Origin of the sequence: Peribacillus sp. NPDC096448 (assembly GCF_044762675.1) — a bacterium.
GTDB classification, from domain to species: Bacteria; Bacillota; Bacilli; order Bacillales; family DSM-1321; genus Peribacillus; species Peribacillus frigoritolerans_B.
Genome location: NZ_JBIWEU010000002.1, coordinates 37,367 through 49,309 on the forward strand (window position 1 = coordinate 37,367; position 11,943 = coordinate 49,309).

Here is an 11,943-nt window from a genome sequence, read left to right on the forward strand (position 1 = left end):
TGGATAAAAAACCAGGATCGGTGCATCCTGGTTTTTTATCCATTTATGGGGAGAGCGTTAGGGTTTCTAGTGAGGATGATTCCCGATTCGATCCGATTATATAAATGGTTGAGGGAGTATTTTCTTGGAAGGCCTTGTTTGGCAAAGGAAGTGCAATCTCTTTTGTTCCAGCTATCCTCACTTCAAAGTCTATGATCATAGGATGAATATTAAGATATGCGCTTGCTTTCCTGAAATGGAGTTGATCAAAAACGACATCTCCACCTTTGACGGCAATGTCCACCAAGAGTAAATCATGTGAAAGCTGGATGAATCGGACCTTTGCTTCATTTGGGGGAACAGATGGATTATCCTCGAAAGGTAACAGTTTCAACGATTCATTAGCGACGGTAGGTGCTAGAGCAATGGTATAGGAAGCCCCGATTTCGAGAGCCACTTTACAGCTTAATAGAGGCGAGGTGTTTTGCCCGCTGCGGTATATATCCAATTGGTACTTGCCAGGGGGAAGCGGTAAATAACCATTGCTCTCTTTATATGAGAAATTTTTGAGGAAACGCATTTCATTTACATAAACATCAAATGAGTGAGCTGTTGGGGCAGCATGTAAAAAGCGAACTTGTGCAGGCAGTAGGACATTCATTTGTTCATATCTCAATTGTTGTGTTGATTTTTCGGGACTTTTCAAATGTTTATGGTAATAATAAGCATGCAATTGCGGATCGCCGTTTTTATTATAAGGCGATAGTAAATCATATGTTCCCGATTTTTGTGGATATGATTGTTTATCGCTCATTTCCAGCACCTCTCATTTTTCCATTATGTTTTTAACATATGTAATTATGCTTGGGCGTGTGCCTCCTTTTTAAAAAGGAAGGGAACCTTTTCGTGAAAAGGCTTGATCGGCATATTATTTTACAGGGATAAATAAAAACGTTAAAATGCATTCAATGGATTGTTTGTAAAAAGGAGGATTTTCATTTGACAAAGCAATTAGAGAAAGCAACATTCGCAGGTGGATGTTTCTGGTGCATGGTGGAACCATTCGATGAACAGCCTGGCATCGAATCCGTTATCTCAGGCTATACAGGCGGGACAACGGAAAATCCCACGTACAAAGAAGTTTGTTCGGAAACCACGGGACATTATGAAGCTGTTCAGATCACCTTTGATCCAAACGTATTTCCATATGAGAAGATAATCGAGTTATTCTGGCAGCAAATTGACCCGACAGATGCTGGCGGGCAATTTTATGACCGGGGAAGTTCTTATCAAACGGCCATTTTTTATCATGACGAAAACCAACGTGAAATTGCTGAAGCATCCAAAGCAAAGCTGCAGGCAAGCGGGAAATTTTCCGGACCGATCGTAACTCCGATTATACCGGCTAAAACGTTTTATCCAGCCGAGACATACCACCAGCATTATTATAAAAAGCAACCAGAGCATTATGAAAGATATTCGATTGGCTCAGGACGTAAAGCATTTATACAACATCACTGGGGGGAAAAAAATGAAAAGTAAAGAAGAATTAAAAAAGGAACTCACTCCGATTCAATATGAAGTAACGCAAAATAATGGAACGGAACCAGCCTTTAACAATGAATATTGGAATTTGAAGGAAGAAGGATTATATGTGGATATCGTTTCAGGTAATCCTCTTTTCACTTCAAAGGAAAAGTTCGATTCAGGCTGCGGTTGGCCAAGCTTCACTAAACCGCTTAAAGAAGAGGAAGTGGTGGAAAACCTCGATACGAGTTATGGTATGAGAAGGATCGAGGTTCGCTCAAAAACTGCCGATTCACATCTGGGACATGTTTTCAATGATGGGCCGGGACCGACAGGATTACGCTATTGCATCAATTCTGCATCATTAAGGTTCATCCCGCTCCAAGATCTTGAAAAAGAGGGATACGGAGAATACAAAAAGCTTTTTGATTGATTGGAAAACCCCCTATCAAATAATGATAGGGGGTAATTTATTGGGTAATATTCAATCTGTGATGATTGACGCGATCCGGACATATGGAATGGCGGTAAGGTCCATTGCTTTAGTCCTGCCAGTCACCTCAAAACGGACAGTATGTGATCCGGGACGAAGGCCATTTGTGACAAATAAATATCTTTCACGGGCAAATGGCCACCATGTATTCAAAGTCGTGATTTCATTTCCATCGATCCAAACATTCACTTCCCCGCCATCGGGACTTCTAAGCAGTTTCACTCCAAGCATACTTCCTTTGAAGGTATATTCAATCACACTGCCCTTTTCACTACTAGTGTAATAGCCACCCATTGGACGGAAACCGCTCATTTTTTCATAGCGGTCAATTTCCGATAATTCAAATCCAGAACGGGTATGCAGCTTAGTTGGAAGGCCTGCAACAACCTTCTTTTGTTTGATGTTATCCAGGAACCGTTCATATATGGCATTTGCATATAATTTATACCCCAGCCCATTTGGATGTACCAAATCTCTGGTCAGTTGTTTTTCAGTATATCCTGAATCTTTGAATATTGGTCGCATATCCACATTTGTTGCACCGTAATGTTTGGATAAAAGGCCGATGGCTGACGCAAATTCCTCATATTTCAAGGAACTCTCTGTTATTGTGAATAACTCAGCATTAGGGTGGAGCCGTTTTGCCTTTCTCATTAACGCTTCATATGTCATGGTAAAATCATCGACATTCATATATTTGCGGTCATTTTCACCAAAAACGAAGAAAATCAGATCTTTATGATCATGCTCCCTTCTTTGGGAAAGCTTGAATAAGCCTTCAAAAGCAGTTGAACCGCTTTGGACCACGTAGTCACCGTGTAAAGGAATATCATTAACATCATTCATTCTTTTTTCTAACTGTTTGAACCATGTTTGATTGGGCTTTTCAGCTCCTGATCCTCTTCCGATGCTGTCACCAATGACGAGATACTGAATGGGCTGGCCTGACTGGAATTTTTGATAAACATTTATCGAATCATCTGATCCATATGTTTTAGGAACTTTTTGAAGGATATAGCTGATAAGAAGGATCGTGGCGATTGCAGCGAAAGGGATGAAGGATTTTGCGTTCGTTTTCAATTATGTTCCCCCGTATTGCCTTTTATGTATCCATGCAGGTATGAGATAGCTTAAAGAGGCTAAGAATTGTTTTTTCCTTATTATATCCCAATTTTAAAGTAACACAATAAACTTTTGACATTTTTCATGGTTACTCGAGGTATTTCAGCCATTGAAATGATTACCGCTGAAGATGGTGTTGATTGAAGTTTTTTCTTAAATCCAGAAAAATAGGCAAATGCACAGACCAAGGCGGGCGTATCGACATATGGTAAGGTGTAAAGAGAAAACAGAATTCTAAAAGGAGTGAAACTTAATGTACGGATATGGTGGAAATGTTGCAGGACCAGGGTACGGATATGGTGGCGGTGGATACGGCGGCGGCGGTTGCTGCGGCTTTGGATCAGGCTTCGCTTTAATCGTTGTCTTGTTCATTCTATTGATTATCATCGGTGCTTCATTCTGCTGCTAATACAATAACCCAAAGACCAGTTGAAAAAGCTGGTCTTTTCTTTATGTAAGGAAATTGGTGGTTTGACAGTGGACCTCTCTGGTTCCATGGTTGTTGACTGAATAGTCATGGATAAGTCCATGTAATCATGGGACAGGCGATACACAGCCATTCCTTTTTCCAATCCTGTTATCAGTTCATTGGGAATGACGGGGGAATTCCAATGATGAGGAAAACAAGCTGGGTGAATGACATACGGCAAGGCATTTGGTTTTCTTTGTTAACCATTTCTGCTAAAATAACGACAGAATGTAATTAATTTAGGGGGATAAAGATATGAAACCTTCCCGTTTACAAGCAGGGGATGAAATTCGAGTAATTGCTCCTTCAAGAAGCTTGGCGATTGTCAAAGGGGAACAACGCAGATTGGCAGAAGAAAGATTGACTGAGCTTGGTTTTAAAGTGACATATGGTAAAACGGTCCTGTTCCATGATGACTTTTTCTCGAATTCGATCGAAGACCGGATCGAGGATTTGCATGATGCGTTCAGGGATCCGAATGTTAAGGGGATTTTTACAGCCATCGGGGGGTATAACGCTAACCAATTGTTACGGTATATCGACTATGATTTGATTAAGGAAAATCCAAAAGTGTTGATGGGGTATAGTGATATAACCGCAATTTTATTGGCCATATATAATAAAACAGGCTTAACTACATATTCAGGTCCTCATTTCTCGACGTTTGGGATGAAGGCTGGTCTGGAATATACGATGGAATATTTTAAAAAGGCTGTAATTGAAAGTGAAGGCTTTTATCTTGATCCAAGTGAAACGTGGAGTGATGATTCTTGGCATTTGGAACAGGATGACCGAACTTTCCACCCGAATGCTGGATACAAGGTCATTCAGGAAGGTGAAGCTGCCGGGACAATCATTGGGGGAAATCTTTGTACACTCAATCTATTACAAGGTACAGAGTACATGCCATCTTTAAAGGACAGTATCCTTTTCATAGAAGATGACGAAGAAAGCCATCCATTCAGTTTTGACCGGGATTTACAATCCTTGCTCCATCAGCCTGGTGCAAGTGGGATTAAAGGAATCGTCATTGGCCGTTTCCAAAAGGATTCAGGAATGACTGACTATGCTTTGGAGGAAATCATCGCCGCCAAAAAGGAGATAAATGGCATACCAGTGATCGCTAATGCCAACTTTGGTCATGTTCATCCATTTGTAACTGTGCCGGTTGGTTCAAAAGCAATAATGAAGGTGAAGGACGGAAAAGCGACGATCCAGATCCATCCATGAACAGTTTGAAGACGCCGTTCAAAAAATGGACGGTGTTTTAATCTGTTAGAGATATGTATGATTATGGTTTGCATTATGGTGTATATTTAGGGGTCTTTCCTCTTGTCAGCCCTGAAAATTGTCCTATTTTACAAGCATTATTAGGGAATATGAGTCTAATAGTTCAAATTCTTTATTTTTCTGATATAATACTAAGAGATTTAAAATAGAAAAGGTGATTATGTGTTATTAACAATTCCAGCATCCATTCGATTGGAAGGGGCTTTGGCCGAGTATAATAAAAAAGGCCGTGTGAGCCATACATGTTCCGTTTGCAACGAAGACACTTCTAATGGGGATGCAAGTAACTTGAACTACTATAAGTTAGGAACTAAAAAAGTTTGTCATTCCTGCATGAAAAATGTTTTGCGTCATCCGTCTTTAAAAGAGTATGAATATGTACATACTTCAATTATCGATAAAACTGCTTTTTATAAAAATGTGTTGGCTGTTTTAAAGGATGAAAGTTTTTTGGAATCCATTCGTGAAGAAAAACTAAATAGCGCATTGTAAGAAAAAAGTGTATCTCTCGCGGATACACTTTTTTTGTCGCCATTTTTGGAAGGTCACCCATGGAACCTGAGAAATTTATCCGTATACATGCTTAGGCCAATTTCCTTAGCAAGATTGCCTTCATCTGGACATACACTTTACTATATTGCATTTGTTTTTAAAAAGAAGGAGTGTGTGGGCTTATGGAGCAGTCTTCATTGATCAAACCGGTCCTGGGAGGAGCCTACCCGACTATCAGTCATGGTCAGGGAGTGTTTTTATACGATAAAAATGGAAAGGATTACCTTGATGCTTCTTCCGGTGCTGTTACAGCCAATATTGGCCATGGAGTCAAGGAAATCATTGAGGCGATGGTAAAACAGGCTAAACAGGTTTCATTTGTGTATCGTTCCCAATTTACCAGCGATGCTGCAGAGAAACTTGCCGGAAAAATTGCAGAATTGACCAAAGGGGAACTGACATACTGCTTTTTTGTAAACAGCGGCTCCGAGGCGACTGAAACGGCATTGAAAATTGCCATTCAGCATTGGCAGGAAAAAGGGAAGCCAAAGAAACAGAAAATCATATCGAGATGGATGAGCTACCATGGCATCACGATGGGAGCTCTTTCGATGTCTGGACATCCGATTCGCCGAGAACGATTTACTCCTTTGCTTGAATCATATCCTTCTGTTTCTCCTCCATATTGTTACCGATGTCCACTTCAACTTGACCAACATACGTGCGGAATGGCCTGTGCTTCGGAATTGGAAGCATCAATCCGGCGCATTGGCAGTGAAAATATAGCGGCTTTCATTGCAGAACCTGTAATCGGTGCAGCCGGAGGGGCCATTGTTCCTCCTGACGGTTATTTTAAAAAACTCAAGAAAATCTGCGAAGAGAATGATATTTTGTTCATTGCTGATGAAGTAATGACCGGATTTGGACGTACCGGTAAGATGCTTGCTTCCGAATATTGGGATGTGGAACCTGATATCGTAACATTAGGTAAAGGTATGAGTGGGGGATATACCCCAATAGCGGCAGCAGTAATGACCAAAAACGTGATGGAACCCATAATGAAAGGCTCGAAGTCCATTATAGGAGGCCATACCTTAAGTGCAAATCCGTTATCTTGTGCGGTATCTTTGGCCGTTTTAGAATATGTCGAAAGGTATGAACTTGTTGAAAAATCAGCCGACAGAGGGAATTACTTGATCAGGGGCCTGAAAAAGTTGGCAGGGAAGTATTCCTTTATCGGTGATATACGCGGGAGAGGTCTATTGATTGGCATCGAATTTGTCCTGGATAAAGTAACGAAGGCCCCATTTCCGAAGGAGGCAGACGTGACCAATGAAATCATTGAATTGGGAATGAGGAATGGAATACTTCTTTATCCCGCAGCTGCTGGCCTTGACGGTGTAACCGGGGCAGCGATCATCATCTCCCCGCCTCTAACGATATCGGAAGAGGAGTGTGCTGAATTGTTAATGAGGGTCGATATAACCTTTGGTCAATTTAATGAATCGATAGGTAAACGATCATCACCACAAGGAAGTGAGTCATAGTGGTGGAAAATACATTCAAGAAGATTTGTCGTTTGGAAGATGTCCGTTATCATTTTAAAGATAAACAGTCCATCCTGTTTGGGGGCTTCGGTGGCATTGGGACGCCTCCGGGATTGATCAATCTGATTTTGGAATCAGGTATTAAGGATTTAACCTTGATTGGAAACGATACAGGTTTCCCCGATATCGGAATCGGAAAACTGGTAACCCAGCGCCGGGCGAAAAAAGTCATCGTTTCCCATATCGGTTCCAATCCAAATGCCGGACTATTAATGAACAATGGAGAACTCGAAGTGGAGTTCTCTCCGCAAGGGACACTTGTCGAACGCATCCGGGCCGGAGGGATGGGACTCGGCGGGATATTGACCGATATTGGAATTGAGGCTGATATCGTCCGGGACGGCAAGCAAACCGTAAAGCTAGGTAAGAAAAATTATCTTGTGGAATCGGCATTAACTGCAGATATCGCCATTGTTTACGCAGAAATGGCAGATCCTTATGGAAATCTTATATTCGATAAAAGTGCCAGGAATACGAATCCTATCGTTGCTGCGGCCGGACAAATCACTATAGTCGAAGTCATGCAAATCGTTCCGCTTGGCACTTTGGATCCTGAGAACATCATTGTACCGGGTGCCTTTGTGGATTATATCATTCCATCAAAAGGAGTCGATTGGAAATGGGTTTGGGAACCGGAGATAGAAACAGAATAGCGAAACGGGCAGCCGCAGAAATAAGCGATGGGATGCTGGTCAATTTGGGAATTGGCATTCCATCACTTGTACCGAATCATCTTTTGAATGATCATAAAGTTATGTTTCATGCAGAAAATGGTCTTGTGGGAATTGGCAGTACTCCTGAAACGGGGAAGGAAGATGCGCATCTTTGCAATGCTGGGGGACTGCCGATCACCATTAGGGCCGGGGCTTCTTACTGCGACAGTACTGTTGCATTTGGAATGATACGTCGTGGCAGGGTGGATATCACGATTCTAGGAGCCCTTCAAGTAAGTCAAGAAGGGGATCTCGCTAATTGGATTGTTCCGGGAAAGCGGGTGCCAGGCATGGGCGGTGCAATGGAACTGGCTGCAAAGGCAAAAAAGGTCATTGTCTTGATGGAACATAACGATAAAGCGGGCATTTCTAAATTAGTCAAAACATGTACATTGCCGTTAACTGCCAAAAAATGCGTACATATGATCATCACCGAATTAGGCGTGTTTTCCGTAACTTCGGAGGGCCTCCAATTAACTGATGTATTTGATACGTCCAGCATTCAGGAAATCAGGGATCGGACAGAAGCCTCGTTTACCGTCTCTGAAAACATCCACAATATAAAAGAATGAGAGAGGAGAATGGATATGTATGAGGAAAAAATAAGAACATGGTTGAATGAACATCGGATGAATGGACTTCAGCTTTTGCAAAAACTGGTTCAGGAACCGAGCAAAAGGGGCCAAGAAGGAAGTGCACAAGCAATAGTGGTCGAGAAGTGCAGACAACTTGGTCTGGAAATAGATCTTTGGGAAATCGGGGATGAACAATTAAGAAAACATCCCCATTTTTATTGCGACCGCAGGGATTTTAAAGGAAATCCGAACCTTGTGGCCATTAAAAGAGGAACAGGCAAGGGGAAATCCCTTATTTTAAACGGACATATTGATGTAGTTCCTGAAGGAGATCATGCAGCATGGCACGATGAACCCTATAGCGGCAAGTTGATTGACGGGAAAGTTTTCGGGCGGGGAACGACGGATATGAAAGGCGGCAATGTATCTTTATTGCTGGCCATTGAAGCGATCGTCGAATCTGGAATCCAATTGAAGGGAGATTTGATATTTCAGAGTGTGATTGAAGAGGAAAGCGGTGGTGCCGGCACACTTGCGGCAGTCATACGCGGGTATAAAGCTGATGGTGCAATCATTCCGGAACCTACAAACATGAAACTATTCCCATTACAACAAGGTTCGATGTGGTTTCGACTGAGAATAAAAGGCAAGTCTGCACATGGAGGCACTAGGTATGAAGGAGTCAGTGCAATTGATAAAGCGGTTGTTGTAATGAAAGAAATCAAGATGCTTGAACAAGAACGGAATGAGTCACTCCGTCATTCACTCTATAAAAATGTCCTTATCCCCATTCCGATCAACATTGGTAGCATTCAAAGCGGGAATTGGCCGTCCTCCGTACCGGATACAGCCGTCCTGGAAGGTAGATTCGGCATCGCGCCGACAGAATCCATGGAAGAGGCACAAAAATCGCTGAAGGAGCGAATAGATGCTTTAAACGAGAGTGATGCATGGTTCAAAGAAAGACCTATTGAATTAGAATGGTTTGGGGCCAGATGGCTGCCTGGCAATCTCGAAATAAATCACCCGCTCATGAAGACAATTGGCACATACTATGAAAAAGTGGTCGGGGAAGAACCGCTTGTCGAAGCGTCCCCTTGGGCGACGGATGGAGGTTATCTTTCATCGGTTGGTTCTACCCCCGTTGTTGTGTTTGGACCAGGGGAAACGAAGATGGCCCATGATTCGAACGAATATATAGAGGTGGATAAAATGATGGAGGTTGCGGAAATCATCGCATTGACCATTATTGAATGGTGTGGGGTGGACCAGGAATAATCATTTTTCCCAAGGTCTGATCCCAGGAAGGATCAGGCCTTTCGCAACAATTTTCGAAGATGTGAAAGGAGCGAGACAAATGGAGGCTGGAATCATCGAAAAAAGAATTCAAAAGCCAAGGTGCACCATACATATTTCGATCGACCATTTTAATAAGCGAATCAGGGTTGATGATTATCTAGGGCATTTTCAAGAATGCGTGGAGGAATCTTTGGAAGTGGCTAAAAGCATATCAGCAGAAAAAATCATCTTCAAGTCCCGTAAGGAAAACGTTATGGCATTGCTTGCTCAGGGATTTCTCTATGAAGGAAGCATCGATAAATTCTTTTTGGGAAGCGATTGTTTCTTCCTTGTTAAATATAGCCGTAATGAAAGGCGCAACAGTGCTGAATGGGAAAAGGAAGATCAAATCCTTACCGATGTTCAGAGGCTGCCGATTAAATCTGGACTGGATGATCCGCCGTCAGCCTACCAAGGCCGTAAAGCTGAAGTTACAGATGCACTTCAGCTGGCACAATTGTATGGGAAGGTTTTCGAAGTGTATCCCACACCGATGAATGATCCGATATATGTGAAAAAGTGTATGGAAATGGGAACGGTTTTTTATATTTATGTCCATGAAGAGAGGATCGTCAGTGCTGCTTCTGCAGAAATAAATTCCTTTTACCATAATGCAGAAATCACTGATTGTGCGACATTGCCGGAACATCGGCAGTTCGGCTTGATGAAACACTTGATATCCTCGCTTGAAGACTATCTTATTTCACATGGCATTTATTGCATCTATTCGATTGCCCGGTCGCTCTCATTCGGCATGAATGCTGCATTGCATCAGCATGGATACTCGTACCGCGGACGTTTGGCTAATAATTGTTATATCTTTGATAAACTTGAAGATATGAACCTTTGGGTGAAAAATTTTTGTTGAATGCTCATTTTTAGGCGGGTTCATGACTAGTTTTTGGCATTTCCCCATATACATCTAGCAAGAAGGTCTTGAGGAGGGATATCTTGCCAAGTGAATTTTTTAATACAAGTGAAGTGTTGGAAGCGATATTAGAAACCATTGATGAAGGCATTCATGTAATAGATCCAAAAGGACAGACCATCTTTTATAACGGAGTGGCGGCCAATCATGATGGGATGAAAAGAAGTGAGGTGCTTGGGAAACCGTTGCTTGAAGCATTCCCTTCGTTGAATCACAAATCATCGACCTTACTCCGGGTCATTAAATCTGAAAAACCAATCTATAACTATAGTCAATCATATGTAAATGCTCATGGGCGAATCATTGAGACGCTAAATACTACGCTCCCCATATATGTCGATGGGTTTATGATAGGTGCAATAGAAATTGCAAAGGATTATTCAAGCTTGAAGCAATTATCCGAAAGGTTAGCTGATCTGGAAAGCTCGCTCAAGACGATCAAAAGTCCTGAAAGGAAAACGCCTGGGAACCGCGGATTGTATTCTTTCGCTGAAATCCTGACAAGTGATCCTGGGTTTAAAGGTTTGATATCACAAGGTAAAAAGGCTGCCCGTTCCTCCTCATCGGTATTGGTTTATGGGGAAAGCGGTGTAGGAAAAGAGCTTTTTGTTCAAAGCATCCACCAGGATTCGAACCGCAGTAAAGAACCTTTCATCGCGCAAAATTGTGCGGCCCTTCCAGAAAGTTTACTGGAATCGCTTCTATTCGGTACGGCAAAAGGAAGCTACACTGGTGCTGTGGAACGACAGGGATTGTTTGAGTTAGCCAACGGCGGAACCTTGTTTTTGGATGAATTGCAATCGATGCCGATTGACTTGCAGGCAAAGCTTCTGCGTGTGCTTGAAGATGGGTTCATCAGGAGGATAGGTGGCACAAAGAGTGTACAGGTGAATGTCAGGATCATGGCAGCGATGAATATTGATCCGAAAAAGGCCGTATCGGAAAACAGGCTAAGGCCGGATTTATTTTACCGATTGAACGTATTGAGCTACGAGCTGCCTCCGTTAAGGGAGCGGATTGATGATATAGAGCTTCTTTCTGAACATTTCATATCAATATTTAACAGTAAATTAGGACTGTCGATAAAAGGCATGGATGAGGAGACGAAGGTTTTTTTTCGGAAATATCACTGGCCAGGAAATGTAAGGGAGCTTAAACATACGATAGAATTCATGATGAACCATACGGAGAATGATGTTTTGAATCTTGAGGATTTGCCCCAGTTTTTAAAGAAGCGCACCCCATCAGAAAAGATCCTTCCGCTACGTGAGGCCATGATTGAGATGGAAACAAAATTGATTACCGAGGCCCTTCATCAAACGAATGGTAACGTTCTCCAGGCATCGAAGCTATTGCAAATTCCAAGACAGACCTTGCAATATAAAATAAAGAAACATATTTGATGGAAAA

The 11,943-nt window shown here is 42.2% G+C and carries 13 protein-coding genes; 11 read left to right on the plus strand and 2 right to left on the minus strand.

Annotated elements, in window-relative coordinates; all coding sequences use genetic code 11:
* Positions 1-43 precede the first annotated feature (43 nt).
* Positions 44-793, minus strand: coding sequence for a DUF4397 domain-containing protein (locus ACIQ0C_RS04090; protein WP_403057208.1), 750 nt, complete (start codon positions 791-793; stop codon positions 44-46).
* A 236-nt stretch (positions 794-1,029) separates the two neighbouring features.
* On the opposite strand from ACIQ0C_RS04090, the gene msrA reads away from it, so the two are divergent.
* Both msrA and msrB read left to right on the plus strand, forming a co-directional pair.
* On the plus strand, positions 1,030-1,521 hold the full coding sequence (gene msrA, locus ACIQ0C_RS04095; RefSeq protein ID WP_403058055.1) for a peptide-methionine (S)-S-oxide reductase MsrA: 492 nt from the start codon (positions 1,030-1,032) through the stop codon (positions 1,519-1,521).
* Positions 1,511-1,939, plus strand: coding sequence for a peptide-methionine (R)-S-oxide reductase MsrB (gene msrB / locus ACIQ0C_RS04100; RefSeq protein WP_402837822.1), 429 nt, complete (start codon positions 1,511-1,513; stop codon positions 1,937-1,939). The genes msrA and msrB overlap by 11 nt, the downstream gene beginning before the upstream one ends.
* Before the next feature lie 51 nt (positions 1,940-1,990).
* Here the strand turns inward: msrB and ACIQ0C_RS04105 are convergent, their stop codons facing one another.
* Entirely contained in the window at positions 1,991-3,079 is a 1,089-nt protein-coding gene (locus ACIQ0C_RS04105; RefSeq protein WP_403057211.1) for an SGNH/GDSL hydrolase family protein, read from the minus strand.
* 295 nt (positions 3,080-3,374) lie between these two features.
* Between ACIQ0C_RS04105 and ACIQ0C_RS04110 the strand changes: the two genes are divergently transcribed.
* From ACIQ0C_RS04110 to ACIQ0C_RS04150, 9 genes are all read left to right on the plus strand, one after another.
* Positions 3,375-3,530 carry a YjcZ family sporulation protein gene (locus tag ACIQ0C_RS04110; protein WP_133347152.1) on the plus strand — a complete coding sequence of 52 codons (156 nt, stop codon included), beginning with the start codon at positions 3,375-3,377 and terminating at the stop codon, positions 3,528-3,530.
* A 315-nt stretch (positions 3,531-3,845) separates the two neighbouring features.
* Complete coding sequence (locus tag ACIQ0C_RS04115) at positions 3,846-4,820, plus strand: S66 peptidase family protein (protein ID WP_403057214.1); 975 nt, start codon at positions 3,846-3,848, stop codon at positions 4,818-4,820.
* A gap of 222 nt (positions 4,821-5,042) precedes the next feature.
* Positions 5,043-5,372, plus strand: a complete 330-nt coding sequence (locus ACIQ0C_RS04120) for a hypothetical protein (protein WP_402837815.1) — start codon at positions 5,043-5,045, stop codon at positions 5,370-5,372.
* Positions 5,373-5,554: 182 nt separating this feature from the next.
* A complete protein-coding gene (locus ACIQ0C_RS04125) occupies positions 5,555-6,919 on the plus strand; it encodes an aspartate aminotransferase family protein (protein ID WP_403057217.1) in 1,365 nt (454 codons plus the stop codon).
* Between the two features lie 2 nt (positions 6,920-6,921).
* Positions 6,922-7,632 (plus strand): 3-oxoacid CoA-transferase subunit A, encoded by a 711-nt coding sequence (locus tag ACIQ0C_RS04130; protein ID WP_403058058.1) that lies wholly within the window; start codon positions 6,922-6,924, stop codon positions 7,630-7,632.
* Positions 7,599-8,264, plus strand: a complete 666-nt coding sequence (locus ACIQ0C_RS04135) for a 3-oxoacid CoA-transferase subunit B (protein WP_403057220.1) — start codon at positions 7,599-7,601, stop codon at positions 8,262-8,264. The genes ACIQ0C_RS04130 and ACIQ0C_RS04135 overlap by 34 nt, the downstream gene beginning before the upstream one ends.
* Before the next feature lie 9 nt (positions 8,265-8,273).
* Positions 8,274-9,545 (plus strand): peptidase, encoded by a 1,272-nt coding sequence (locus ACIQ0C_RS04140; RefSeq protein ID WP_403057223.1) that lies wholly within the window; start codon positions 8,274-8,276, stop codon positions 9,543-9,545.
* A gap of 79 nt (positions 9,546-9,624) precedes the next feature.
* The gene (gene ablB, locus ACIQ0C_RS04145) at positions 9,625-10,473 is read left to right on the plus strand and encodes a putative beta-lysine N-acetyltransferase (RefSeq protein WP_403057226.1); all 849 of its coding nucleotides are present in this window, start codon (positions 9,625-9,627) and stop codon (positions 10,471-10,473) included.
* A gap of 83 nt (positions 10,474-10,556) precedes the next feature.
* Positions 10,557-11,936 (plus strand): sigma-54 interaction domain-containing protein, encoded by a 1,380-nt coding sequence (locus ACIQ0C_RS04150; RefSeq protein ID WP_403057229.1) that lies wholly within the window; start codon positions 10,557-10,559, stop codon positions 11,934-11,936.
* The last annotated feature ends 7 nt before the right edge of the window (positions 11,937-11,943 follow it).

Bases quoted from the DNA above. Each gene is read 5' to 3' on its own strand.
- msrB (WP_402837822.1), top strand. From the start codon at position 1,511: ATGAAAAGTAAAGAAGAATTAAAAAAGGAACTCACTCCGATTCAATAT.
- msrA (WP_403058055.1), top strand. From the start codon at position 1,030: ATGGTGGAACCATTCGATGAACAGCCTGGCATCGAATCCGTTATCTCA.
- ACIQ0C_RS04135 (WP_403057220.1), top strand. From the start codon at position 7,599: ATGGGTTTGGGAACCGGAGATAGAAACAGAATAGCGAAACGGGCAGCC.
- ACIQ0C_RS04125 (WP_403057217.1), top strand. From the start codon at position 5,555: ATGGAGCAGTCTTCATTGATCAAACCGGTCCTGGGAGGAGCCTACCCG.
- ACIQ0C_RS04090 (WP_403057208.1), bottom strand. From the start codon at position 793: ATGAGCGATAAACAATCATATCCACAAAAATCGGGAACATATGATTTA.
- ACIQ0C_RS04140 (WP_403057223.1), top strand. From the start codon at position 8,274: ATGGATATGTATGAGGAAAAAATAAGAACATGGTTGAATGAACATCGG.
- ACIQ0C_RS04110 (WP_133347152.1), top strand. From the start codon at position 3,375: ATGTACGGATATGGTGGAAATGTTGCAGGACCAGGGTACGGATATGGT.
- ACIQ0C_RS04115 (WP_403057214.1), top strand. From the start codon at position 3,846: ATGAAACCTTCCCGTTTACAAGCAGGGGATGAAATTCGAGTAATTGCT.
- ablB (WP_403057226.1), top strand. From the start codon at position 9,625: ATGGAGGCTGGAATCATCGAAAAAAGAATTCAAAAGCCAAGGTGCACC.